Genomic DNA, 25363 nt, shown 5'->3' with positions numbered 1-25363 from the left:
GCTAGGGGGCGGGGTCAGTCCTTCAGCAGTTCCTCGGCCACGCCCACGTCGGTGATGAGCGTGTTGACCCACCCGCCCCTGAGCGCGGCGCGGATGGCGGCGGTCTTGCGCCGGCCGCCGGCGATGGCGATGCGCCGCGGCACGCGCAGCAGGTCGTCCGCGGAGATGCCGAGGATGCGATCCTCCAGCGGCGAGTCGACCAGCCGTCCTTCGGCGTCGAAGAAGCGCAGGCACACGTCACCCACCGCGCCCAGCCCGCGCAGCGTCTCCATCTCCTCCTCGCCGATCGCGTTGCCGCTCTCCTGCAGCAACGGCGACGGGTTGAGACTCCCGATGCCGACCAGCACGGTGGTCAGCCGCGACCAGGCGTCGACGACCTGCCGCACCACGTGGTCGTCGGACAGCGCCTGCCGCGCCACCGCCGAGCCGACCAGCCCGGGCGCGGGCAGGAAGACCGGCTCGGCGCCGGTCAGGTCGGCCAGGTGCGCGGCCAGGCGGGTGGCCTGCACCTGCGCGGAGCCCTTGCCGACGCCGCCGATGAGCTGCACGACCTCCTCGGCCACCCGCACGGGACGGCGCTGCATGGCCTCCACGGTGGCCAGCAGGCTCGCGCTCCACGACGAGATGCCGAGGTGCTCGCCGCCGATCAGCGTGGCGTCGAGGTAGGTGGCGCCCGCCGAGCCCAGCGCGGCCACCACGTCGTGGTTCTCGCCCGCGGCGTCCACGACGATGATCTGCTCCACGCCGTACTTGCGCTCGAGGTCCTCCTCCAGCAGCGCGTGCACGCCGCTGGGCACCACGACCACCGTGCGCACGATGCCGATCTCCGCGGCCTCCTTCAGCAGCCGCGACACCCGCGGCTGCGAGATGCGCAACTGCGCGGCGATCTGCGGCTGGCGCACGCCGTGCTCGTGGTAGAGGCGGGCGACCCGGACGAGCAGCCGCATGCGCTCGGACTCCTGGCTGAGCCGGCGACCGCTGTACCTCATGGACTCCGCGCGGCCCTTCTCGAACTGACTGTCAGCTCCCACGATCGCTGGCCTCCGCTTCGGCTCCGCCGCTCCTGCTGGTCCGGTGGCGAGCCCGGGCCACTGCCGAGTGCCATTCTGCTAGCGCCCGGCGCCGTTCGCACACCGACAGGACGGGTGTGTAACGCCGGCCGTGGCGGGGCAGCCCGGACAGCTCCCGCCGGGACCATACACCTGATGCCGCCCCGGCCAGGTGCACGGCCCCGAGCGCCGACGACTCCGGCCGCCGCGCCACCCGAACCACGTGCCCGGTCACGTCGGCCTGCCACTGCATGAGGTCGGAGTTGGCGGTGGGCCCGCCGTCGGCCAGCAGCTCCTCGACCGGACCGGCCGAGCGCTCCATGGCCGCCACGACATCGCCGACCTGCAGGCCGATCGAGTCGACCGCCGCCCTCGCCATGTCCTCCCGCCGGCTGTCCAGGCCGAAACCCGTCATGATCGCCTCTGCCCGGTCGTCCCACCACGGCGCGCCGAGGCCGCCGAACGCGGGCACGATGTGCAGCCTACCCCGGCGGCCGGAGGTCGCGAGCCGCGCCAGTTCCCCGGCCTCCGTCCCCAGGATCCCGGCCAGCCAGGCGATCGTGGCCCCGGTGGACAGGATGTTGCCCTCCAGCGCGTACGCGGGCGTGCCGTCGTCCCAGGCGATCGTCAGGCACACGCCCTCGTCGGCCGTCGCGTCCGGACCGGCCAGGCCCATCACCGACGAGCCCGTGCCGTAGGTGACCTTGACCCGGCCCGGCTGCCCCGCCGTGTGCGCGAACAGCGCGGCGTGCGAGTCGCCGAGCACCGCCGTCACCGGCACCCCGGACAGGGAGGGGTGCAGCGCGCCCGCGTCGGCGTGCGGGCCCGCCGCCGGGCCGCCGGGCGGCCCGGTCGAGGACACGATCCGGGGGAGCGCCTCCTCTGGCACGCCGAACAGGTCGAGCAGCTCGGGGCTCCACACCCGCCGCCGCACGTCGAGGAGCTGGGTACGGGAGGCGCAGCCGAGTTCGGCGACGTGCCCGCCGCCGAGCCGGTGCAGCAGCCACGAGTCCACCGTCCCCAGGCACAGCTCGCCCCTGACGGCGCGGGTGCGCGCCGGGTCGTGGTGGTCGAGCAGCCAGGCCGCCTTGGCCGCGGAGAACATCGGGTCCAGGGGCAGGCCGCTGGTCCGGCGGACGAGGGCGGCGGCGCCGTCCCCGGCCAGCCGGGCGCACAACTCGGCGCCGCGCCGGTCCTGCCAGCTCACCAGGGGGCCGAGGGGCGCGCCGGTGGCGCGGTCCCAGCAGATCACCGACTCGCGCTGCACGCTCAGCCCGACGGCCGCGATCCGCCCCGCCGGGTCGCTGTGAGGGCCGCCGGGAGAGACCGCCGCCAGGCAGCCGGCCACGGCCTCCACGACGCCGCGCCACAGCTCCTCCCCGTCCTGCTCGACCAGGCCGGGCGCGGGATGCCGCCGGGTAAGCGGGACCGAGGCCCGCGCCACGATCTCGCCCGCCGCGTCCACCAGGATCGCCTTGGTCGCGCTCGTGCCCTGGTCCACCCCCAGCACGAGGGGGTCCTCGCGCGCTCTCACGCGTTCATGAGTGGTCAAGCCCCAGCACCTCCAACGCCGTCCGGGCGATGCCGTCGGCGGTGAGCCCGAAGTACTCCAGCAGGAAGCCCGTCTCCCCGGTCGGCGCGAACGCGCGGGTGCCGAGCAGCCGCATCGGCACCGGCCGCGTCTCCAGCACGACCTCCGCCACCGCCGCCCCGAGCCCGCCGGTGGGCACCGCCTCCTCGGCGGTCACGACCGCGCCCGTCTGCCGGGCCGCCGCCATGATCTCCTCGCGGTCGAGCGGGGCGACGGTCGAGACGTTCACCACCCTGGCCTGCACGCCGCGCTCCTCCAGCAGCGCGGCGGCCTGCATCGCGCGGCTCACCATCGTGCCCGTCGCGACGATCGTGGCGTCCACGCCCTCGCGCAGCCGCACCGCCCGCCCGTACGTGAAGGCGGGGCCGCCGGGCGGCGACACGTCCGGCACGGGGAACCTGCCGATCCGCAGGAACACCGGACCGTCCGTCTCCGCCGCCCACCTGATCGCCGCGCGGGTCTGCGCGGGGTCGGCGGGCACGATCACAGGCAGGTCGGCGATGGCCCGCAGCCACGACAGGTCCTCGGTAGAGTGGTGGGTCGGCCCCAGCGCGCCGTAGGCGAGCCCGGGGCTCATCCCGCACAGCTTGACGTTGGCCAGGCTGTAGGCCACGTCCGCCTTGATCTGCTCCAGCGCGCGGGCGGTCAGGAACGTCGCCGCCCCGCACACGAACGGCACCAGCCCGGCGTTGGCCAGCCCGGCGCCGATGCCGACCATGTCCTGCTCGGCGATGCCCACGTTGACCAGCCGGTCGGGGAACTCGGCGGCGAAGGAGCCGAGCTTGCTGGAGCCCACGGAGTCGTTGCAGACGGCCACGATGCGGTCGTCGGCGCGGGCCAGCCGGACCAGCTCCTCGGCGAAGGCGTCCCTGCAGTCGTGCGTCTCGTCGAGGATCAACGCAGTTCCTCGAGTGCCGTGCGAGCCTGCTCGGCGTCCGGCACCTTGTGATGCCACTCCACCCGATCCTCCATGAACGAAACCCCTCGCCCCTTCACGGTCCTGGCGATCACGCAGCGCGGCCGGCCCGAGCCGTGCGGCGCGGTGACGGCGTCCAGCAGCGCCAGGTGGTCGTGGCCGTCCACCTCGACGGCCTCCCACCCGAAGGCCCGCCACTTGTCGGCCAGCGGCTCCAGGTCGTTGGTGTCGCTGGTGCGCGCGCCCTGTTGCAGGCCGTTGCGGTCGATCACGGCCGTCAGCGACGCGAGCCCCCGGTGACCGGCCGTCATGGCGGCCTCCCAGTTGCTGCCCTCCTGCAGCTCGCCGTCGCCCAGGACGACCACGGTCCTGGCCGCCGAGCCGCGCAGCCGCAGGCCGACCGCGATGCCGACGCCCACCGGCAGCCCGTGCCCGAGCGGGCCGGTGCTGGTCTCGACGCCGGGCACCGCCCGGCGGCTCGGGTGGCCGTTGAGCGGCGACAGCGGGGCCGCGAAGGTGCTGAGCCGGTCCGCGGAGAAGAAGCCGCAGGTGGCGAGCGTGGTGTAGAGGGCGACCGAGCAGTGCCCCTTGCTCAGGACGAACCGGTCGCGGTCGGGCCAGCCGGGGTCGGCCGGATCGACGCGCAGCACGGCCCCGTACAGGGTGGTGAGGATGTCGGTCACCGACAGGTCGCCGCCCGCGTGGCCGAGGCCCGCCGCCGTGATCGTGCTGATCACGGTACGCCGGATCTCCCCGGACAGCGTGGCCAGGGCCGTGGCGGCGGCGTCCCGGTCGGCGCGCGCCAGCCGCTCGCGCAGCCGCCGCCACCCGGCGATGGCGTCGTGGTCGGGCAGGAGCAGTTCGTGGGCGGTCGGGGTGAGCGTCACTGGACACCGCCCGAGGTCGCAGGCCCGTTCGTCGGCACGGGCGGCGCCGCGCTACGTCGTGGCACGTGCTGTCCCGATCGCCGACCAGAGGACCTGCTGGGCCGCGAGGGCGTCCTGCCGCTCCTGCGCCTCCCGCAGCGCGTCGAGGTCGACCCGATCGCACACCTGCTCCAGCATGCGGATGGTGGCGATGCTCTGCGACAGCGCCCGCACGGGGTCCTCCCTGAAGGGGAACTGGTCGAGCAGGACCGGCGCGTCCCACCCGATCCGCCGCACGGCCAGCAGGTACTCGATGGTCTCGAACAGGTGCACCGAGGCCACCGGCAGGTCGTCGTCCCAGCCGCGCCAGTTGTCGTTCAGCTCGACCGAGACGAGCCGGCCGCGCCGGTGCACGAGCTGCACCGCCTCGGCGGGCGTCTCGCCGGCCAGCAGCGAGTGGCCGAAGTCCATGACGATGCCGACGTTCGGCTGCCCGGACTCCTCGATGGCCAGCAGCGTGCGCGCCGCGTCGGAGAGCGTGATGCGCACCCGCGGTTCCTTGGCCTTGTACTCGATCGCGAACTGCACGTCGGGGTGCGCCGAGGCCAGGTCGCGGATCGCGCCGACCGTCAGCTCCCACAGCCGCGCGTAGTCGGCCTGTCCCGGCAGGTCGAAGCCGTCCTGGCCGGGCCAGAACTTCACGTAGCCGGCGCCGAGTTCCCTGGCCACGGCGACGGCCTCGTGCACCCGCTCGGCCGCTTGGCGGCGCACCTCGGGGTCGGGGTTGGTGAACGCCCCCTTGGCGAACTCCCTGGTGTACAGGTGTGGCGTGATCGCCCTGGCCCGCAGGCCGCGCTCGGCCAGCGCCGGCGCCAGCTCCGACGCCTTGGAGATCCCCTCGGCGAACGGCACGTTGATGTCGAGGCACTCCAGCCCGTCCACCGCCGCCGCCAGGTCCAGCATCTCCGTCATCGTCCTGGACGGGCCGTAACCGTCGGTGGCGTACCTGTCGACGATCTGCCCGAACGCCCATATCCCGGCGCCGAACGTCAGCATGGTTCCTGGTCCCTCCTTGTGTCAGTGGTGTTCCGCGAAGGCACGTAGCTTCGCGAAGAAGTCCTCGTGGATGAAGCGCGCGTCGATCGAGTCGTAGACGCGGATCGGCCGGTTGGCGGCGGAGAAGTCGTACGAGCCGTCGTAGCGGAAGTTCGGCGCGGGCCGCTGCTTCCAGATGCCGCACTCGGGGTGCAGCGCCAGCCCGATGGCGGGGGAGTCGCCGAGCACGCGGAACTCGATCGACGCGCGGTGCTGCTTTTCGTTCCATTCGACGAGCTGGCGGACGAGGTATTCGCCGATCTCGCCGTACGGCGCCACCTTGGCGTCGAGCTCGGCGTAGCCGACGGCCGTCATCCGGTACGTCGGCGCGGGGATCTGCCAGACCTGCACCGCCGAGGAGAAGACGATGTTGGCCGCCACGATGTCGTTGGACAGGTTGAATTCGGGCCGGCCGGTCTGGGGGCCGACCCCGTCGTAACCGCCGCCGCCGATCCAGATCACGGTCACGTCGCGTTCGGCGATGCGCGGTTCGAGCATCAGGGCGGAGGCCATGTCGGTCAGCGGGCCGAGGAAGGCCACGTAGAGCGGCTCGGCCACGTCGCGCATGGCCTCCTCGACGATCAGTTCGACGCCGGGCGCGGGGACCGGGGTGCCGGCGTCGGGCAGCGCGTACGGCGCGCCGTCCGCCACCGGCACCTGGCCGTCGAGCTTCATCAGCCGCAGCAGCAGGTCGATTTCGGCCCGGCTTTCCTCAAGGCTCGACCGGGTGCGCCGGTTGCCGAAATGCGCGGCGACCAGACCCCGGATATCCAGGCTCGGTGAGAGCAGGGCGTGCACGATGGCGAATTGGTCGTCCGCCTCATTTTTCGCGTCGGTGTTGACGATCACTCTGCGCCGATGGGAAAACGTCCTGCCGGCCACGGGCCCTCCCGGCTTTGAATATTTATTCAGTAATGTATCTATATTCCGATATTATGTTGTGACATTTGCCGTGTCAAGATCCCAGAGGATCACGGAAAGGGCGTGCGGCGAGATGGTGTGGTCGTCGTGCGTGGCGTCCTCCAGCAGGTCCCACCGGCCCCGTTCCGGCCGGCCGCCGGCCAGCAGCGCCACCCGGTCGCGCACCGGGGCCTGGTAGACCCGGTGGCTCACCCCGTTGAAACAGCAGTCGTCGAACCGGTTGAGTATCTGCACCTGCCCCCGGTTCTCGCCCACCGAGGCCATGACGTACATCTGCAGGTAGTCGTCGGCGGTGCCGGCGGTGATGCTGGAGTAGAAGCCGGGGAACGACGCCCTGGTCTGCTCCCAGTCGCCGGTGGTGGGGCTCGGCTTGGGGGAGGCGGCGCGCAGGAAGAACGGCAGCGAGCCGGCCGCCGGATAGCTGTGGTTGATCCGCGGGTCCAGCGCCGAGTAGACCGTGGTCGTCCAGCCGCCGCCGGACAGGCCCAGCATCTCGACCGACGCCGGGCGGTAGCTCGCCTGGGCGTGGTTGAGCGTGACGACGAGCGGCTCCAGGAAGAACGACAGCGTGGAGAACGTCTCGCTCTCCCACGGCGCCAGCTCCTTGTGCGACGGGCTCGGCAACATCGTGCCCGGGTTCGCCGGGTCCTCGATCTGCTGCCCGCCGTTCCAGTGGTGGAAGGGCATCGCGTACGCCATCACGCGGTAACCCCGGTCGAGCAGTGCCTGGACGGCGCGGAGCATGGTGTCGAGCGGCTCGCCGTGGCCGTTGTGGTAGAGGGCCAGGCGGCGGTTCCAGCCCTTGCGGGGCCTGATGTCGTACACCTTGGCGGTGATCCGGTAGCTCAGGGGGACCGTCAGCAGGTCGATGCCGGCCACTCCGGTGAGCGAGGCGAGGTCGGGGACGTTCACCCCGGTCTCGACCGTCGGCAGCCCCTTGGGCAGGCCGGCGCCCTTCCAGATGAAGTCGGCCATCCGCTGCCGCCGCGCCGCGATGTCCGCGGCCCCGGAGATGCCGATGAGCGGCTCGATGTCCACCCCGGCGACCGCGGCGGGCAGCGTCTTGTACGCCTCGCTGAACCTGGCCGCCACCTCCTGGTTCACCGGAGCCACCGGGCGGGGCGGGCGCTTGGCCCCGGCCGCCCCGGTGGTCGCCCCGGTGGCCGCCTCGGGAAGTCCGGCCGCGACCGCCGGGCCCGGCATCGCCCCCGCGACCATCGCGGCGCCGAGCCCGCCGAGCACGCCGCCCAGCATCCGGCGCCGGCTGGCTCCCGTCGCGCCGCGACCGGCTCCGTCCGCATCACGCGGGTTCTCAACCATGGCGAGCCTCCGGGTCCCAGCCGCCGAGCACGAACGAGGGGTCGCTCCACTGCGCGGCCTCGTCGGCCGTGAGCTGGCGGGAGCAGGCCAGCCGCTGGGAGGTGTCGATCGGACGGCCGTCCAGATCGGTGCTGCGGTACTCCCACATCGAGGCCGACTGCGCCTGCGCGCAGTCGTTCGGATCGATCTGCCAGCCCACCGGCGCGATGTGGGCGTCCATCCTGGTGTCGATGAACACGGCCTGGCTGTGCGTGAACCGCCACACCGCGCTGCGTCCCAGCACGACGGAGGCGTCCGGCACCCCGGCCGCGCGGGTCAGCCTGGTGCGCACGAACACGTAGCCCGGCCGCGTGGCGTCGCTGCGGCTCTGCGAGATGTAGCCGGAGTCGGTCGACTCCAGCACCGAGTCCTGGACGAACACGGTTCCGGTGCCCCACACGAAGTCGGTGTCCCCGCTGATCCGGCTGTCGGTGATGAAGCCCTTGCCCTGCAGCCGGAGGGTGTCCTGGAAGCTGACGAGGTTCACCCGTTCCAGCGTGATGCGGTCGTTGTTGCCGCGGAACGCCTCCGCCTGCGAACCGCCGTCGGGGGTCGTGTTGTGCACGGTGAGGTCGCTGAGCCGGAAGTCGGAGGCGTCCACGCCGAACGTCTGCCGCCAGCAGTTGTGCAGGTCCGAGGTCTCCAGCACGCGGCGCGGGCACACGTCCGCGGGGCCGCCGTTCGCGAGCGCCTTGTCGCCGTTGCGCAGGTCGTTGTTGGGGTAGCGGATCACGGTGCGGCCCGCGCCCGCGCCCTTGATCGTCAGGTGCGGCCGGTCCTCACGGACGTACACGATCTCGGTGTAGACGCCGCTCTTGACGTCGATCGTGACCGGCCGCCGGTTGCCGATCGGCACCGCGTCGATGGCGCCCTGGACGGTGCAGAAGTCCCCGGTCCCCGAGGCGGAGACGGTCAGGCGGCGCGGGTCGCGCGGCGGCTGCTTCCTGGTCGTGAACTGCCAGCTCGCGGCGTCCCAGCCGGGGAAGACGCCGGGTTCGACGGTGACGGAGTACTTCTGGCCGTAGTCGAGCCGCCGGTGGGGGTGGACGGTGGCGGTGTCGCCGTCCACCATGATCGATTCGTAGGAGAACTCGTGGGGCAGGCCGGTGTCGGAGACGGCGCTGCCGATGTTCTTGCGGTCGGTCCTGGCCTCGGCCGCCTCGATGCGGTCGGCGAGCGTGCCGTCCGCGCGGCGGATCTCGATCGCGCCGGTGGAGCCGAGGGAGACGGGCTCCGGGAAAGTGATCTTCAGGGGGGTGTCCACGCAGGTCCCGCCGGCCTGTCCCGGCACCGAGAGCCGGGGGCCCGCCTGCGCGGTGGCCGCGGGCGCGGTGCCTAAGAGGAGTGCCGTCACTGTCGCGAGAACGGGGATCGATGCCTTCACATTCGGCCTCTCTGTGCGCGAATGGATAGTTGGAGGTGAATATATATGTAGACCTCTCAACAACTCCGGTCAAGGGGTTGTGAGCCCGTTCCCCAGGAACGCGGTTGTTCCGGAGCCGCGAAAAAAGGCCGGAAAAAGTTCCGGGGGTCGTGTCGAAATCCGCCCGGCTCGTTCGCCGCCTGGTCAGAGGGCCGGACCGGCCGGCCCCGGCAAGCAAGGCGGCCGACCATGACACAACTCGCGTTCTCCCCCGCCCGTCCGATCTCCCGCCGGCGGCTGCTGCTCGGCTCCGGCGTCCTGGCCGGCCCCGTGTACGTGGCCGTCGCCCTGGCCCAGGCGTTCACCCGGGAGGGCTTCGACCTCGCCCGCCACCCCTGGAGCTTCCTGGCCAACGGCGACCTCGGCTGGATCCAGACGCTCAACTTCGTGCTGACCGGCCTGGCCACCATCGCCGCCGCCGCCGGCCTGCGCGACGCCCTGGCCCCCGGACGCGGCGCCCGGTGGGTCCCGCTCCTCCTCGGGACGTTCGGCGCCTCCATGCTCGGCGCCGCCGCCTTCCCGGCCGACCCCGCCATGGGCTTCCCGGCCGGCACCCCGCAGGGCCCCGGCGTCGTGACCCTGTCCGGGACGCTGCACATGGCCGTCGGCGGCGTGGGCTTCCTGTGCGCCGTCGCGGCCTGCTACGTCCTGGCCTCGCGCCACGCCCGCGACGGCCGTCCGGGCTGGGCGTGGTACTCCCGCCTGACCGGCACGCTCTTCCTCGGCGCGTTCGCCGGCATCGCCAGTGGCGGGGCCGTCCCCGGGGCGAACGTGACGTTCATCGTGGGCATCCTGGCCCTGTGGAGCTGGCTGTCGCTAGTGTCGCTGGACCTGTCCCGCTCCTCCTCCATCGAAAGGCACTGAACTCATGCGCTACCTGGTCACCCTCCGAGTCGCCGCCCAGCCCGACGGCCCGCCCCCTGCCGACCTCATGGAGGCCATCGTCAAGCTCGGCCAGGAGGCCACCGAGTCCGGCGCCCTGCTGGACACCAGCGGCCTGGCGCCCAGCTCCGAGGGCGCGCGGGTCGAGGTCGCGGGCGGCCGGCTGGTCGTCAGCGACGGCCCGTTCGCCGAGGCCAAAGAGCTGATCAGCTACGCCCTGTACGAGGTCAGGACCAAGGAGGAGGCCGTGGAGTGGGCCTCCCGCTTCGTCCGGCTGCACCACGACCTGTGGCCGGGATGGGCGGGCGAGGCGGACGTGCTCAGACTGTTCGGCCCCGCGGACTTCGCCCCGCCCGCCTGAACGCGGTATCCAGGACGCATGACGGTTGCCGATTCACACCGGGCGGTCGAGGCGGTCTGGCGCATCGAGTCCGCCCGGGTCATCGCCACGCTGGCCCGGATGGTCAACGACATCGGGCTGGCGGAGGAACTGGCCCAGGACGCCCTGGTGGCGGCGCTCGAGGAATGGCCGCGTAACGGCGTACCGGACAATCCGGGCGCGTGGCTGACGCTGACCGCCAAGCACCGCGCCATCGACCAGTTCCGCCGCCGCGACACCTACCAGCGCAAGCTGCAACAGCTCGGCCACGACCTGGAACTGCGCCAGGAGTGGGCGGAAGCCGAACTCGACGACCACATCGACGACCACATCGGCGACGACCTGCTCCGCCTGATCTTCACCGCCTGCCACCCGGCGCTCCCGGCCGAGGGACGGCTCGCGCTCACCCTCCGGTTGCTCGGCGGCCTGAGCACCGCCGAGATCGCGCGGGCCTTCCTCGTCCCAGAGCCCACCGTCGGCCAGCGCGTCTCCCGGGCCAAGCGCACGCTCGCCGACCGGAAGGTCCCCATCGAGCTGCCCCCGCCCGCCGAACTGCCCGCCCGGCTGGCGTCCGTCCTGGAGGTCATCTACCTGATCTTCAACGAGGGGTACGCGGCCAGCGCGGGCACGGACTGGATCCGCCCGTCGCTCTGCCAGGAGGCGATGCGGCTCGGGCGGGTGCTGGCCGGGCTGATGCCGGCCGAACCCGAGGTGCACGGCCTGCTGGCGCTCATGGAGATCCAGGCGTCCCGCATCCCGGCCAGGACCGCCCCCGACGGCTCCCCGATCCTGCTCCCTGACCAGGACCGCAGCCGCTGGGACCGGCTGCTCGTCCGCCGCGGCCTGGACGGGCTGCGCCGCGCCGAGGACCTCGGCACGCTCGGCCCGTACGGGCTGCAGGCCGCCATCGCCGCCTGCCACGCCCGCGCCCGCACCCCGCAGGCCACCGACTGGGCCCGGATCGCCGCGCTGTACCGGCTGCTCGCCCACCTGACGCCCTCTCCGATCGTCGAGCTCAACCGGGCGGTCGCGGTCGGCATGGCCGCCGGCCCCGAACACGGGCTGGCCCTCGCCGACGCCCTCCTCGACGAACGGGCGCTGCGCGGCTACGCCCATCTGCCCGCCGTCCGCGGCGACCTGCTGGCCAGGCTCGGCCGCGACGACGAGGCGGCGGCCGAGTTCCGGCGCGCGGCCGGGCTGACCCGCAACGCCCGCGAACGGGAGCTGTTCCTGCGGCGCGCCGCGCAGGCGGGCGGCTGAGCGCCCCAGAGGATGTCAAGACGACGGCGGCGGCTCCGACCATCCGGTCGAAGGGCCTGGCCTGGGCCCCGCGAGCCACGAGGAGTCACGATGCAGTTCCTGATCAGCATGCACATCAACCCGGCCGTGCTGGACGCCCTGACCGACGAGGAGAAGGCGGCGATCGGCGACGGCCACGGCGCGTTCATCGCGGCGCTGAAGGAGTCCGGTGAACTGATCACCACGCAGGCGCTGGTGGACCCGTCGCAGGCCGCCGTGGTGACCGTGCGCAACGGCCAGCCGGTGGTGACCGACGGCCCCTTCCTGGAGTCGAAGGAGTACCTGGGTGGCTTCTACCTGATCGACTGCGAGAACAAGGAGCGGGCGATCGAGCTGGCGGCGCAGATTCCCGACACCAGGATCGAGGGGCTGGGCGTCGAGGTGCGCCAGGTGATGTTCGCTGACGGACAATTGGAGGCATGACCGGGGCACGCTCCATCGAGGACCTGCTGCGCGAGCTGGCGCCGCAGGTCCTCGGCACGCTGTTGCGCAGGCACGGGCAGTTCGAGGGGTGCGAGGACGCCGTCCAGGAGGCCGTGCTCGCCGCGGCCGTGCAGTGGCCGCGGGAGGGGGTGCCGGACAACCCGCGCGGCTGGCTGGTCACCGTCGCCTCCCGGCGCTTCATCGACCAGGTGCGCAGCGACCACGCGCGCCGCGAGCGGGAGTCGGCGACGGTGGCCGCCGACGTGCCGCCCGAGGACGTGCCCGACACCGACGACACGCTCGTCCTGCTGTTCCTGTGCTGCCACCCGACGCTGACCCCGGCCTCCCAGACCGCGCTGACGCTGCGCGCGGTCGGCGGCCTGACCACCGCCGAGATCGCCCACGCGTTCCTGGTGCCGGAGGCCACGATGGCGGCCCGGATCAGCCGGGCCAAGCAGCGCGTCAAGGCCGCGGGCAGCTCGTTCGCGCTGCCGGAGGGCGCGGAGCGCGAGGAGCGGCTGCGGGTCGTCCTGCACGTGCTCTACCTGATCTTCAACGAGGGGTACACCGCCTCGTCCGGCAGCGAGTTGCACCGCGCCGACCTCGCGCGCGAGGCGATCCGGCTGACCCGCGCCGTGCACGCCCAGCTCCCCGGCGACGGCGAGGTGACCGGGCTGCTCGCGCTCATGCTGCTGACCGACGCGCGCCGGGAGGCCCGCACGAACGCGGCCGGCGATCTGGTGCCGCTGGCCGAGCAGGACCGCGCGAAGTGGGACCGCCTGCTCATCGACGAGGGCACCGAGCTGGTGAAGGCGTCGCTGGCCGGCCCGGAACTGGGGCCCTACCAGCTCCAGGCCGCGATCGCCGCCACGCACGCCGACGCCGCCACCGCCGAGCTGACCGACTGGCGGCAGGTGCACGCGCTCTACCTCATCCTCGACCGCATCGCGCCCAACCCGATGGTCACCCTCAACCGGGCGATCGCGCTCGCCGAGACCATGGGCCCGCAGGCCGGGCTGGCCCTGCTGGCCACGCTGGACGACGACGGCCGGATGGCCGGGCACCACCGGCTGCTGTCCGTCCGGGCCCACCTGCTGGAGCGGGCCGGCGACCCGGCCGGGGCGTACGAGCACTACCGCAGGGCGGCCAAGGCCACCGCCAGCCTCGCCGAGCAGCGCCACCTGGAGTCGCGGGCCCGCCGGTTGCGGACGCCCCGGCCGTAGACGTCCCGCGGGAGGTCACCGGATCCGCGCCTCCCCGTACGGCACCAGCCTGACCGGCCCCAGCAGCCCGTACGGCCGGCGCGCCAGCCCTCCGTAGACGGCCGGGTCGCTCACCCTGAGCCGGTTGCCCAGCGGCGTGGCCACCTCCACCTGGATCGTGTTCTCCCCACGCCGCAGGTGCGGGCCGAGGTCCACGACGGGGTGGAGCTGGTCCACCGGGTCGAGGCGGCGGCCGTTGACGCGCACCCGGCAGGTGTCGGTGACCTCGCCCAGCTCCAGGTACGCGGCCCCCTCCACGGTCACCACGGTCGTGTACGTCCCGACTCCCGAGGCGTCGGCCAGCTCGGGGATCTCCGACCAGGGCACGAGCCGGTCGAGGGTCACGGAGCGGACGAACCCCTCCGGGCCGCGGTCCTGCACCGTCAGCCGCCACGAGCCCGGCTCGACGGGGGAGGGGAGCGGGCCGATCTCGGCGGTGACCGCGCGGCCGTCGGACAGGGTGGTGGTCCGGACGCCCGCCGAGCCGGCGCGCACGACCAGGTGCTCGCCGTCGAACCGCACGAGGTCGGCGTCGGTGGTGACGGCGTGCGCGCGCCCGGCCGCCGGGACGCCGAACAGGCCGGGCCGGCCGATGGCCACGATCCGGGCCTGGCCCGGCTGCAGGGCCACCCGCAGGCGGAGGTCCCCGCCGGCCTCCTCCGCGTACCGGGCGATCCGCTCGGCGCGGCCCGTCCACGGGTCGAGCAGGTACGGGACGCCGTCCGGCGCGGTGCGGGCGAGCGTGACCTCGTGGTCGATCGCGGTCACGGGCGGCTTGGGGTTCTCCTGGTGCTTGCCGTTGCACAGGTAGTAGTAGTCCACCCGCCCGGCCACCCGGCGCATGGTGAGCAGCGTGGACGGGGTCGCGTACCGGACGTCCGGGCGCACCCCGAGTGCGGCCAGCGCGCCGGGTACCTCCGCCGCGGTGGCGACCATCCGCACCGAGGGCCGCGCGAGCAGGTCCGCCAGCAGGGCGCGCAGGCGCTCGTCCGCCCCGTCGCGGGCGACGCCCGGCACCGTGGCGGCGCGCCAGTCGCCGAGCAGGACGACGGGCAGGCCGGCGTCGGCGTAGGCGAGCAGGCGCCGGGCCACGCCGGTCGGCATCGTGCACTTGCCCGCGTAGAACTTGTCGCCCTCGACGAACAGCGCCTTGTAGGCGGGCCGCCCGAGCCGCCCGTCCGAGACGCGGGCGGTGGGCAGGTCGAGCAGCGGGCCGCTGACGAACTGGTGGGTCCAGCCGGTCGGGACGCCGCTCGCGGTGAACCAGGACGCGCCGAGGCCGGTCTTGGTGTAGCCGGTCTGCCGCAGGACGGCCACGTCGGCACGCGGCACCCCCTGTCGCATGATCAGGTGTATTCGAGCGAAATATCCAGAAATATCGGTGATGTGATCCCAGGTCGGCTGGCGTGGGCCCCACGACTCCGCGTACCCCGCCGTCCCGTCGTACGGCGTGAACGCCGCGAACCCCGGCCACGCCGCGCCCGGCGCGTCGGCGTACGAGAAGCCGTGCAGCACCGTCTGGTTGAGCCCCGCCGCGTACGCCCCGCCCATCGTGCGCAGCAGCGTCTTCCACGTCGTCGTGTACGCGCCCCCCTGGTACGCCCCCGCCTCGCAGGACAGCACCTCCCGCCCGGCCAGGTCCCGGCCCCCGGCCAGGCAGCGGTAGTCGTCGAGGTTCTTGAACCCCAGCGACTCCCCCTCCGGCACGTCGAGGATGGCCGCGGCCTCGATGGCGTCGGTCCGCAGCCCGTACGGCTGCGCCCGCAGCCGCAGGCCGATCGAGTGGGCCCAGTCGCGCAGCGCGGTGAAGTGGTGCTCGTTGAACAGCTCGGAGACCGTGTCCCAGTAGTCCTTGCGGGCGTGCCGGGTCAGCGCGGCGTCGTAGGCGAAGACGGGATCCTCGTCCGCCAGCAGCACCACCGGCAGGATGGAGGCGAGGGGGTAGCCGCGCCGCCGCCCGAACTCCTCCGTCAGCCCCGGCGTCCACGGCAGCGCGTCGGTCTCGATCTCGATGGAGTCCTCGAACAACGCCCCGCCCGCGCGTCCGAGCAGCCGGCGGACGGCGGGGGTGAGCAGCTCCGACTCCCAGAAGTCGATCACCGCCTGGGTGCCGGCGCGGCTGAAGTGGTCCACCACGTACGACTCGGGTGCGGTGTGCGGGCCCGACTCGGGACGCTGGCCGGAGCCACGCTCCCAGTAGGCGATGAGCAGCCAGTCGCCCTCGTCCGGGGCGGTCCAGGTGATCGTGCCGCCGGTGACCGGGACCTCCCGGACGGAGGCGGGGTCGAGGCCGGTCTCGTCGCGGGTGGAGTGGGCCGGCTCGGTCCTGGCGGCCTGGACGAGCAGCAGCGTGCGCTCGGGACGTCCGTCCACGGCGGGCGGCGGGACCGCGCCCGTGTACGTGACGCCCGCCGCCACCGCCACCGAGCCGTGGGCCAGCTCCTTGCAGGCGGCCTCGCTCTCCGGGGTGATCGACGGGACCGCGGCCGGCCAGGAGGGGCCGATCGTGAGGTCGATGCCGAGCCCGCGCCGGCCGGCCTGGTCGAGCGCGGCCTCGACGGCGGCGTTCCAGGCGGGCGTGCCCCAGCCGTGCCCGGCCGGGTCGAGCACGGACTTGTCGCGGATGCTGTGGTGCACCGCCGCGATCTCCGCGCCGCCGAACCCGGCGTCGGCGAGCTGGTCCACCTCGCGCCGGATCTCGGCCGGATCGACGTGGGCGTCCGGCCACCACCAGCGCACCATCGGCCGGACCTCACGCCGCGGCCGGGCGAACCAGGCGGCCGAGTTCGCGGGGGCCGCGGCGGCGGGGGAGGGGGGAGGCCCGGTGAGGGCGAGCGTGGCGGCGGCTGTGGTGGTGGCGCCGAGCGCGAGAAAGCCCCGCCGCGTCACCGGCCGGCCGCCCGTGCCGGGGGCGTGCGTGGGCGTGCGAGGTGAACCGCGTCGCGTTGCCAGGAGGTCGTCTGTGCCGGTGGTGTTCTCGGTCGTGCGGGGTGAACCGTGTCGTGTTGTCAGGGGGAGAGTGTGCTGCGTCAGGTCGTCCACGGGGCGCTCCATGATCCGGTCCTGCGGGGGGTGGCCGGTTGGATGGGGCGCCGGGCCGGCCGGCCCGGCGCCCCGGCCGGAGGGACGGCGGCGAGACCGGGCGCGCGCGAGCGGAGAGGATGCGCGAGCCCGGCCCCGGGCCGTCGGCCTAACTAGGGATCGGGTACGGGAACGAGCTCGTCACCCCGATCTTGTCGTACTCCATCTTCGAGGCGTCGAACCCGTCGGCCCAGTTGGCGTTGGTCACCTGGTTGCACTGGTAACTCTGGTACTTGTCGTCGCTGACCTTGCCCACCTCGATGCTCTCGAAGGTGAAGCCGCAGCCGCCGGCGTCCATGTGCACGCCGCGGGTGCCGCTGTCCGGCATCGCGCCGGCCGGGTCGTTGATGACGTCAGTGATCACCATCTGCTTGACGTGGTTGTCCATGGGATGCGGCTCGACGTTGCTGACGCCGTAGGTGTAGAAGGCGCCCATGTCGCCGCTGTCCAGGCCGGTCTCCTCCAGCTTGATGTAGGAGAAGTTGTTGTTGCGGGCGTAGTTGTCCGCCGGCTTGACCTCCGGCCGGACCTCCAGGCTGATGCCGTACCGGGCGCTGTGCTTGACGTTGATGTTGCTGACGGTGTTGTTGCCCGTGCTCATCAGCTCGATGCCGGCGGCGTCGCCCGGCACCAGCTCGCCCACGTGGTAGATGTAGTTGTTGCTGATCGTGTGGTGCCCGGAGATGTCGCCCTCGCCGGGGTAGCCGCCCTCGACCTTGATGCCGTCGGCGCCGATGTTCTCCAGCAGGCTGTCCGACACCTTGACCCGCTCGTTGGCGAAGAGCATGTACACGCCCATGAAGCCGGTGTCGGAGATGTGCAGCCTGGTCAGGTCGATGTCGCGGGTGTTGGTCAGCGTGATCATGCCGAACCGGTTGCGCGGCATCTCGATCTGCCGGTCGTAGACGGGGTACTTGTGCTCGTAGCCCGAGTCGCCCTCGCTGATCCAGCCGGCCCGGTACCAGTCCACGAAGTCGCTGTACTGCAGGGCCAGCCCGTCGAAGCCGAGGTTCTGCACCCGCTGGTCGGGCGTGCTGCCCTTGAGCGACAGGATCGTCTTCACGGTCGGCGCCACGACGTTGTCGATCGAGGTCTTGGGCCAGTAGTAGACCTCGCTGTTGGCGAAGTCGAAGTAGTACTCACCGGGCTGGTCGAGGAAGCGCAGCGTGTTCTGCAGGAAGTAGCGCGAGCCGCTGCGGCTGTTCATGAACGCGTAGCGCGCCCAGTGGTTGAGCGTGAAGAAGTTCTTGCGGAAGTCGGCCCCGCCGAGCGGCACCGTGTCGGTGAACCAGCTCCACGAGCCGCCCGACCAGACCACGACCTGCGAGTTCTGGTCGAAGTCGGCGTCCCACTCCTGCGGTACGTCCTCAGGCTTGAAGTACAGCCACTGCCGCACCGCCTCCTTCTCCGGCTCCCCGAGCACCGAGAACAGGTACGGCGACCACAGGTCGTCGCTGTTCCGGTTCGGGTATCTGGCCGTCGTGGCGCGTTTGCCGTCCTCGAACAGCGTGTAGAAGGTACGATCGACCTTGGTCTTGTAAATGTTGTCCTTGTACTTCTGCCATCCCGTCACCGGCTTGGCACCCAGCAGGCGGGCCTTGCCCGGGCCATCCGCACTGCGATAGGTGATCTTGTGGCCGTCTCTGCCCGAGTCGGCCTCGGTGAACTCGATGGTCTTGTCCACGACATAGTCGCCGGCCTTGACGTTGACGACGATGTCGCAGGTCTGCTTGCCCTTCCTGGCGCGCAGCGCGTCACGGGCCTGCTCGATGTTCCGCCACGGGCGGGCGGCGCTGCCGTCGCCGCGGTCGCCCCCCTGGGCGGACACGTGGTAGTCGCAGTTCGGTCTGGCCGTCGTCGTCGAGGGCGCTGGGCTGGCCAGGCCGCCTACGAGTAAGACGACAGCGCCAACGGACCTGAGGATCACTGGCTCTCCTTCATCTCCCGCCACCGTTCGTACTCGGCGCGGGTATCGGGGGTGAGTGGGTAGTAGTCGGAAAGCGCCCCGCCCTCCTCGATGCGGGCGCGGCTGTAGCGCTCCCACTGCTCGTGGTCGGCGGCGGCTTCGAGCACCTGCCCGGCCCGGCGCAGCGGCACCACCACGGCGCCGTCGTCGTCGGCCACGCACAGGTCGCCGGGCAGCGCGAGCGCGCCGCCGACGGCCACCGGCACGTCGTACGCCCACGGGAACAGCTCCGCCTGCGAGGCGTAGTGCGGGGTCGCGCCGGTGGACCAGACCGGCAGGCCGACGCCGCTGACGCGGGGCAGGTCCCTGATCCGGCCGTCCACGACGATGCCGGCGCCGCCCTTGCGCTTGAAGTAGCGCACCAGCATGTCGCCGAAGCAGCCGGTGTAGGCGCTGCCGTACGCCTGCACGACGAGCACGTCACCGGGTTCGATGTCCTCCAGGACGTGCCACAGGGCCGTGTGCCGCTCCACGTACTCCTGGCCGAGCCCGGAGGCGATGTCCTCGCGCTGCGGCATGAACTGCAGCGTGCGCACCCGTCCGGCGATCTTCTGCCCCTGCGCGATGGGGCGCGGCCCCTCGACGAAGGTCCGTCGGATGCCCTGCGCGTGCAACTTGGCGCAGGCGGTGGCCGAGCTGATCCGGGACAGCCCCTCCACAAGAGCGGGATCGGGCGCGGCGGGTAGTTTCCCGCGAACAGGCAGATCCCAGATTGCGTCGTCCATGTAACTCCTCAGTAGTGCTGGTGTGACGGCGTGCGGACGCGCGCGGTCGTGTGCAGGTCGAGCCGGACGCGGCGGCCGGGCGGCAACTCGACCAGCAGGCGCGGGCCGTCCACCGTCACCTCCTGCTCGGTCGTGTCGATGGGGGGTGAGGTGTAGGCGCGCGGGTCGCCGGGGTAGCCCTCGCCGGCGGCGCGGTTGACGGTGACGGTGTCGATGCGGTGCTCGCCGAACTGGCCGGCCTGCACGACGACCCGGCGGGTCCGGCCCACGCTCAGGTTGACCAGCTCGACGGAGGTGCCGTCGGGGCGGACGGAGTCGACCAGCGCGGCCACGTCCCGGGGCAGCCCCGGGCGGTGCCGGTCGGCGTCGAAGTAGGCCAGCCGGGTGGGCAGCAGCCCGCCGTTGTAGAGCACCTGCGGGGTGCCGGTGACCAGTTGCAGCAGCGCCTCGGTGAGCACCGGGTTGAGCCGCTGCCAGTGGTGCACGTGGATGGTGGACAGGTCCGCCTCGTCGGCGTCGATGAGCGCCATCCGGCGCTGCACCTGGCCGAGCGCGGTGGACAACATCCGCTCGGGGAAGCCGGGGTTGGCGCCGCGCAGGAACTCCAGCCACGGCGCCTCGTGCCCGGCCTCCTCCTTGTTGCGGAACGGCCGCACCGTCGTCCAGTCGTAGCCGGACGCCTTGCGCAGCCGGTCGAGCCGGTCGGCGTCGTCGCGGCCGAGCGACATGTGCCACAGCCAGACCGGCAGGCCGAGCTGCGGCGGCTGGAAGTCGAACCAGCCGTTGTCGTCGTGCCGGTTCGGCACCAGCATGGTGGGCTTGCCGGCCTCGTCGCCCAGCTCCGCCAGCCAGCGGTCGCTGATGCTCATCTCGGTCTCGGTGACGGCGGCCTGCCTGGCGCGCCCGTACACGGCCTCCAGGGGGTCGCGGCCGATGGCGAGCGCGGTGCTCTCGCCGGTCAGCAGGTGCGCGTTGACCGCGGCGATGGCGGCGGCGGCGCCCACGCTGTACAGGCCGTGCGGCCACTGCCAGCCGTAGTTGCCGCCGTACCAGCGGCCGTCGTGCAGCTCGCCGACCACGCCCGACGGGCCCACGTTGTCCGGGATGACGCCGTCGTTGGCCACGGCCCTGCGCTGCCAGGCGTCGATGTAGCGCAGCGCCCAGTCGCGGTAACGGTCGTCGCCGTCGTACAGCCAGGCGTTGACGGCCAGGCTGGTCGCGGCCAGGTTGACGGCCACGTCGCCGCGGCCGATGCGCTCGCTCATCGCCGCGCCCATCCGGGCGGCGTTGCTCGGGTCGGCCAGGTCCTGCCATTCGGCGATGCCCGGCAGGTCACGCAGCGGCAGCCCGAACGGCCGCATGCTGGTCAGGTCCGTGTGGTAGGAGGCCCACTCCCACTGCAGGCCGTAGCGGGGGCCGACGGCGCCGTTGTGCGGGGCGCGGATGATGTCGTGCTCCGCGTCGTAGTTGGCCGAGCCCGGCAGGTACAGCTCCGCGAAGCGACGGGCGCGCTCCCGGAACCGCTCGTCGCGCGGGTCGGCCGCGCAGATGCCGTAGAACAGCAGCATCGACTCGCCCTGGTGGAACCAGTCGTAGCCGCGCTCGTACTCGTCCACCAGGTAGCCCAGCTCGGTGAGCTGGACGGTGATGCCCTCCCAGTGGTGCTTGGCGGCCTCCAGCAGGTCGTCCGCGCCGCCGAGTTGATAGAGCGTCGGCCAGTTGAAGAACGCCTCGTAGAAGTCGTCGGCCCCGTCCCGGTCCGCGGCCGGGCCGTGGTAGATCAGCCGCCCGTCGGGGCCGCAGTAGCGGGCCGCGAAGCCGCGCCACGCCTCGTCGAGGGCGTCGAACAGTCTGCGTTCCAGCACCGCCCAGGCCGGCGGCACGCCGAGCGGCACCGTCGCTGTGATCTCGCGCATGTTCACCCTTTCGTTGCTCCTGCCGTGAGGCCGCTGATGATGTGCCGTTGCATGAAGACGAAGAAGATCAGCAGTGGCGCGATGGCCAGCAACAGCGTCGGGAAGACCACCGTGTAGTCGGTGGAGTACTGGCTGACCGCCGCGTACACGCCGGTGGTGACGGTGTAGAGGCCGCTGCCTGGACCCAGGATGATCTGCGGGTTCACGAAGTCGTTCCACACCGAGAAGGTGTTCAGGATGACCATCGTGGCGACCGCGGGCCGCATCAGCGGGAAGACGATCTGCCAGAACGTGCGCAGCCGGCCCGCCCCGTCCACGGCCGCCGCCTGGTCGAGCACGGCGGGGACGGTGGCGATGTAGCCCGCGTACAGGAAGATCGAGAACGGCAGCGTGAGGGTGGTCTCGAAGAGCACGAACCCGCGGATGGTGCCCATCAGGCCGAGCGTCTTGAGCACGTACACGACGGGGATGACCAGCACCTGGCCCGGGATGAACGTCCCGGCCAGGAAGAACAGCATGAGGACGCGGAAGCGGCGCTTCGGGCTGCGCGCGATCACGTACGCGGCCGGCGCGGCCAGGCCCACCGACAGCACGTTGACCGCCACCACGAACAGCAGCGTGATCGCGTAGCCCTTGAACACGTTGAAGTTCGGGTTGGTCAGCGCCCGGCCGAGCGGTTCGAGGCTCAGGCCGGACAGGCCGAACGGGTTGGCCAGGATGTCCTGCTGGCCCTTGAACGCGTTGACGGTCAGCACGTACAGGGGGATGAGCATGAAGGCGGCGGTCGCCCAGAGGAAGGTCTTCCTGGTCATTGGTGCACCGCCAGCTCGCCGCGCCTGCGCAGCTTCGTCACCACGAACGCCAGCGCCGCCGTCACCAGCATGAGGAGCACCGACTGGGCGGAGCCGAAGCCGAGGCGGGCGTCGTGGAAGGAGTTCCAGAGGATGAGGTAGGCGACGGTCTGCGTCTGCCCGGCCGGTCCGCCCGCCGTGAGCGAGACCACCAGGTCGTACGTCTTCAGCAGCGTCACCAGCGACAGCACGATGTTCACCGTCACCGACGGGCCGAGCGCGGGCAGGGTCACGTTCCTGAACACCTGCCAGCGCGTCGCCCCGTCGATGCGGGCCGCCTCGACCAGCGAGTGCGGCACCGCCTGCAGGCCCGCCAGGTACAGCACCACGTTGACGCCGAACCCGGCCCACACCAGCACCGCGATCATGGTGACCGTGGCCCAGGCCGGGTCCGACAGGAACGGGATCACCGCGCCGCCCCAGGTCGTGACGAGGTTGTTGACCGCGCCGCTGGTGCCCAGGATGGCCGACCAGAGGAAGCCGACCACCAGGGCGCTGAGCACGTGCGGGTAGAACAGCACGATCCGGAAGAACGTGTTGGCCCGGGAGGCGCCGTTCACCAGGAGGGCGAAGCCGAGGCCGAGCAGGTTGAGCCCGGCGGTGCCGGCCGCCGCGACCAGCAGCGTGACCAGGGCGGCGCGGCGCAGGTCGGGGTCGTCCAGCAGGGTCACGTAGTTCGCCGCGCCGACGAACGCGGGGTCGGCGCTGAACCCGTCCCAGTCGGTCAGGCTCAGGTAGAGCGCCAGACCGACGGGGACGATCAGCATCACGACGTAGAGGACCGTGGCCGGGGCCACCATGAGGGTGGTGGCCAGGCCGTCGTGTCGCCTCCTGCGTTCGCCGACGGGCTTTCGCACGACGGGTGGCGCCTGCTCACGGGTCAGGGTCATGACCGTCCGGCCAGCCAGCGGTCCACGCCCTCGGCCACTTCCTTGGGCGACTTGCCCACGTACAGGCCCTGGACCTCGGTGTTCCAGGCGGAGTTGAAGCCCTTCGGGAGGGTGGCGTCGCCGTATCCCTCACCCTGGGGGACGCCGGAGGGGGCGTTGTCGAGGATCTCCTGCACCTGCTTCTCCAGCGGGGTGAACTCGCGCTCCACGCCGGTGCGGAAGTTGCCGTCCTGCGCGAGCTGGCTCTTGACCGCCTCCGGGTCGGTGACCAGCCACTGGACCAGCTTGAGCGCCGCGTCCTTGTTCGGGGTGGACTTCAGCACCATGTACGGGGCGGCGAGCGTGGCCCCCTGCGGGCCCGGGTAGGTCTGGCCCTTGTCGACCGGGGCGGGGAAGACGCCGACCTCGAAGTCCTTGTCGGCCTTGGCCTCGGAGGCGGTGAACCAGCTTCCCATCACGTACATGGCCGACTTGCCCGTCAGGAACGCGGTCTCGGCGTCGGCGTACTTCATGCCGAGGGCGTTCTTGTCGACGTAGCCCTTGTCGATCCAGCCCTGGTAACGCTCGAGGTAGGGCTGCAGCGACTCGCCGGCCTTGATCGTGCCCGCCTTGACGTCCTGCTGCCAGGTGGGGTGGGTCTGGGCGCGGCTCGGGTTGGACAGTTGCAGGAGCTGCAGCCCGGTCAGGAAGTCGCCGCCGGTCTGCAGCGGCAGGTAGCCGGCGTCCTTGAGCTTGCCCATGGCGCTCTCGAAGTCGTCGAACGTCTGCGGGGGCTCCTTGACGCCGGCCTTGTCGAAGGCGGCCCGGTTGTAGAAGACGAGCGACTGGGCCTGCACGCCGACGCCGACCGAGTAGATCCGGCCGCCCAGCTTGGCCTGCTCGGCCAGCGGCGTGTCCTTCGCCCACGGCTGGTCGGTCAGGTCGAGCATCTGCTTGGCGAGGGTCTCGTCGGCCATCAGGGTCTCGACCACGTCGGGGGCGTTGCCGGCGGCGAGTTGCTGCGGCAGCGTGTCGGCCACGCCCTTGCCGGTCGGCGCCTCGATCTTGACGTCGATGCCGGGGTTGGCCTGCTCGAACGGCTTGACCAGGTCGTCCCAGTACGTCTGGGTGAGGTTCGGGCTGATGTTGACCAGCATGCGGACCGAGACCGGGCCGCCCTCGCTCTGCTGTGCCTGGGAGTCGCCGGCGAAGCCGCCCCCGCCGCAGCCGGTGAGAACGAGCAGGCAGCCGATGGCCGGAAGGGCAAGTGATGGACGGGGGGAACGCATCGCACCTCCAAGGGGGCGAGATCTGCGACGCCTTTTAATGGGTCGTACTCGATTAGCGATTATTTAATACGTTGGTCACATGGCCCCGTCAAGGGGAAACGTGGCGCTACAAATACGTGTCTTGTGCGTTGCTGAGTCATAAGTACGTTAAAGTTGCCGCGTGTCTGGACACGAGGACGACAACAGGCTGATATTGGGGGCCGAGGAGCTCGCCGCCCTGCGCGAGTGGGCCGGCCGCGAGCGGGGCGGCGGGCTGGCGCTGCGCAGCCGCATCGTGCTGGCCTGCGCCGACGGCGTGCCCAGAAAGGAGATCGCGACCCGGCTGGCGGTGAGCCCGGCCACCGTCGCGAAGTGGCAGGCCCGCTTCGTGGAACGCGGCCTCGACGGCCTGGCCGACGCGCCCAGGCCGGGGCGACCGCGCAGCGCCGAGCGGCAGGAGGCCGAGCGGGTGATCGCCGCCGCGGCCGGCGGCGGCGCGGTGCCGTCCACCCGCACCATGGCGGCCCAGCTCGGGCTGTCGCAGTCCACCGTCGCGCGCATCTGGCAGGAGCAGCAGATCGCACCCGACCCGGCCCGCGTGCTGCCCAGAGAGCTGCTGTCGGACCGCGTCTACGCGCTGCTGCGCGGCTGGATCGTCGCCGGCGAGCTGGTGGCGGGGCAGCGGCTGGTCGAGGCGGAGATCGCGCGCCGGGTCGGCACCAGCCAGGCCCCGGCCCGGGAGGCGATCAAACGGTTGGCGCACGAGGGACTGGTCATCTCCTATCCCAACCGGGGCAGCTACGTCGCGGAGATCTCCGACGAGCAGGCCCGGGAGGTGCGCGACATCAGGGTATTGCTGGAGGAGTATGCCGCACGCGGCGCGGCCGTCCGCGTGCGGCCCGAGACGCTGCGGCAGCTCTCGGCCGACGTCCTGGCCATGCGGCAGGCGGCCCGCGACGGCGACATCGGCGCTTTCCGCGACGCCGACCTCGCCTTCCACCGCCGGGTCTGCGCCGCCTGCGGCAACTCCTTCCTGCTGCGCCTGTGGCGGACGATCGAGTCGAACCTGTGGAGCCTGCACGTGGTCGGCAACCCGCTCTACGACGGGGACTGGTCGGCCATGGCGGGCCACCACGACGACCTGGTGGCGGCCCTCGCCTCCGGCGACCCCGACGAGGCCGCCCGCCTCTTCGCCGCGGGCGTGCGCGGCGAAGAGGCGGGC

General features: G+C 72.1%; 21 protein-coding genes. 6 read left to right on the top strand and 15 right to left on the bottom strand.

The features are described from left to right. Positions 1–14: 14 nt before the first annotated feature. From FAF44_RS19805 to FAF44_RS19770, 8 genes are all read right to left on the bottom strand, one after another. The gene (locus tag FAF44_RS19805) at positions 15–1031 is read right to left on the bottom strand and encodes a sugar-binding transcriptional regulator (protein ID WP_237104687.1); all 1017 of its coding nucleotides are present in this window, start codon (positions 1029–1031) and stop codon (positions 15–17) included. Then, complete coding sequence (locus tag FAF44_RS19800) at positions 1021–2583, bottom strand: FGGY family carbohydrate kinase (protein ID WP_237104686.1); 1563 nt, start codon at positions 2581–2583, stop codon at positions 1021–1023. The genes FAF44_RS19805 and FAF44_RS19800 overlap by 11 nt, the downstream gene beginning before the upstream one ends. 4 nt (positions 2584–2587) lie before the next feature. Next, a complete protein-coding gene (locus FAF44_RS19795; protein ID WP_237104685.1) occupies positions 2588–3538 on the bottom strand; it encodes a transketolase family protein in 951 nt (316 codons plus the stop codon). After that, positions 3535–4443 carry a transketolase gene (locus tag FAF44_RS19790; protein ID WP_237104684.1) on the bottom strand — a complete coding sequence of 303 codons (909 nt, stop codon included), beginning with the start codon at positions 4441–4443 and terminating at the stop codon, positions 3535–3537. Before FAF44_RS19790 ends, FAF44_RS19795 begins: the two co-directional genes overlap by 4 nt. Positions 4444–4494: 51 nt before the next feature. Continuing rightward, a complete protein-coding gene (locus tag FAF44_RS19785) occupies positions 4495–5478 on the bottom strand; it encodes a sugar phosphate isomerase/epimerase (protein ID WP_237104683.1) in 984 nt (327 codons plus the stop codon). Between the two features lie 21 nt (positions 5479–5499). Continuing rightward, positions 5500–6366: a nucleoside hydrolase gene (locus FAF44_RS19780; RefSeq protein WP_237104682.1), complete on the bottom strand. Its 867-nt coding sequence runs from the start codon at positions 6364–6366 to the stop codon at positions 5500–5502. A gap of 84 nt (positions 6367–6450) precedes the next feature. Continuing rightward, positions 6451–7758 (bottom strand): hypothetical protein, encoded by a 1308-nt coding sequence (locus FAF44_RS19775; protein ID WP_237104681.1) that lies wholly within the window; start codon positions 7756–7758, stop codon positions 6451–6453. Beyond that, positions 7751–9151: a pectinesterase family protein gene (locus FAF44_RS19770; protein WP_237104680.1), complete on the bottom strand. Its 1401-nt coding sequence runs from the start codon at positions 9149–9151 to the stop codon at positions 7751–7753. The genes FAF44_RS19775 and FAF44_RS19770 overlap by 8 nt, the downstream gene beginning before the upstream one ends. A 258-nt stretch (positions 9152–9409) precedes the next feature. Here FAF44_RS19770 and FAF44_RS19765 point away from each other — a divergent pair, with 258 nt between their 5' ends. The 5 genes from FAF44_RS19765 (at position 9410) to FAF44_RS19745 (ending at position 13426) form a co-directional block, all read left to right on the top strand. Then, positions 9410–10084, top strand: a complete 675-nt coding sequence (locus FAF44_RS19765; protein ID WP_237104679.1) for a DUF998 domain-containing protein — start codon at positions 9410–9412, stop codon at positions 10082–10084. 4 nt (positions 10085–10088) lie between these two features. Next, the gene (locus FAF44_RS19760; protein WP_237104678.1) at positions 10089–10463 is read left to right on the top strand and encodes a YciI family protein; all 375 of its coding nucleotides are present in this window, start codon (positions 10089–10091) and stop codon (positions 10461–10463) included. Between the two features lie 18 nt (positions 10464–10481). Next, on the top strand, positions 10482–11741 hold the full coding sequence (locus FAF44_RS19755) for an RNA polymerase sigma factor (RefSeq protein ID WP_237104677.1): 1260 nt from the start codon (positions 10482–10484) through the stop codon (positions 11739–11741). 90 nt (positions 11742–11831) lie between these two features. Further along, positions 11832–12203 carry a YciI family protein gene (locus tag FAF44_RS19750; RefSeq protein ID WP_237104676.1) on the top strand — a complete coding sequence of 124 codons (372 nt, stop codon included), beginning with the start codon at positions 11832–11834 and terminating at the stop codon, positions 12201–12203. Beyond that, positions 12200–13426 carry an RNA polymerase sigma factor gene (locus tag FAF44_RS19745; RefSeq protein ID WP_237104675.1) on the top strand — a complete coding sequence of 409 codons (1227 nt, stop codon included), beginning with the start codon at positions 12200–12202 and terminating at the stop codon, positions 13424–13426. The genes FAF44_RS19750 and FAF44_RS19745 overlap by 4 nt, the downstream gene beginning before the upstream one ends. A gap of 15 nt (positions 13427–13441) precedes the next feature. On the opposite strand, the gene FAF44_RS19740 is transcribed toward FAF44_RS19745, so the two are convergent. The 7 genes from FAF44_RS19740 to FAF44_RS19710 all read right to left on the bottom strand — a co-directional run bounded on the left by FAF44_RS19740 (position 13442) and on the right by FAF44_RS19710 (position 24162). Next, complete coding sequence (locus FAF44_RS19740) at positions 13442–16354, bottom strand: glycosyl hydrolase (RefSeq protein WP_237104674.1); 2913 nt, start codon at positions 16352–16354, stop codon at positions 13442–13444. A gap of 301 nt (positions 16355–16655) precedes the next feature. After that, complete coding sequence (locus tag FAF44_RS55825) at positions 16656–18473, bottom strand: right-handed parallel beta-helix repeat-containing protein (RefSeq protein WP_237104673.1); 1818 nt, start codon at positions 18471–18473, stop codon at positions 16656–16658. Beyond that, positions 18470–19237, bottom strand: coding sequence for a hypothetical protein (locus tag FAF44_RS19730; protein WP_237104672.1), 768 nt, complete (start codon positions 19235–19237; stop codon positions 18470–18472). Before FAF44_RS19730 ends, FAF44_RS55825 begins: the two co-directional genes overlap by 4 nt. Before the next feature lie 8 nt (positions 19238–19245). Then, on the bottom strand, positions 19246–21153 hold the full coding sequence (locus FAF44_RS19725) for a hypothetical protein (protein ID WP_237104671.1): 1908 nt from the start codon (positions 21151–21153) through the stop codon (positions 19246–19248). A 2-nt stretch (positions 21154–21155) separates the two neighbouring features. Then, on the bottom strand, positions 21156–21965 hold the full coding sequence (locus FAF44_RS19720) for a carbohydrate ABC transporter permease (RefSeq protein WP_237104670.1): 810 nt from the start codon (positions 21963–21965) through the stop codon (positions 21156–21158). Beyond that, positions 21962–22894: a carbohydrate ABC transporter permease gene (locus tag FAF44_RS19715; RefSeq protein ID WP_237104669.1), complete on the bottom strand. Its 933-nt coding sequence runs from the start codon at positions 22892–22894 to the stop codon at positions 21962–21964. The genes FAF44_RS19720 and FAF44_RS19715 overlap by 4 nt, the downstream gene beginning before the upstream one ends. After that, positions 22891–24162 (bottom strand): ABC transporter substrate-binding protein, encoded by a 1272-nt coding sequence (locus FAF44_RS19710; protein ID WP_237104668.1) that lies wholly within the window; start codon positions 24160–24162, stop codon positions 22891–22893. The genes FAF44_RS19715 and FAF44_RS19710 overlap by 4 nt, the downstream gene beginning before the upstream one ends. Positions 24163–24322: 160 nt before the next feature. Here FAF44_RS19710 and FAF44_RS19705 point away from each other — a divergent pair. Next, positions 24323–25363, top strand: a 1041-nt coding sequence (locus tag FAF44_RS19705; protein WP_237104667.1) for an FCD domain-containing protein, incomplete at its 3' end; no start/stop codon positions are given.

The sequence above is a fragment of the Nonomuraea sp. MG754425 genome (assembly GCF_021699195.1).
Taxonomy (GTDB): Bacteria; Actinomycetota; Actinomycetes; order Streptosporangiales; family Streptosporangiaceae; genus Nonomuraea.
The sequence above is the reverse complement of the archived record's forward strand: the minus strand, read 5'-3'. Positions and strand labels throughout refer to the sequence as shown.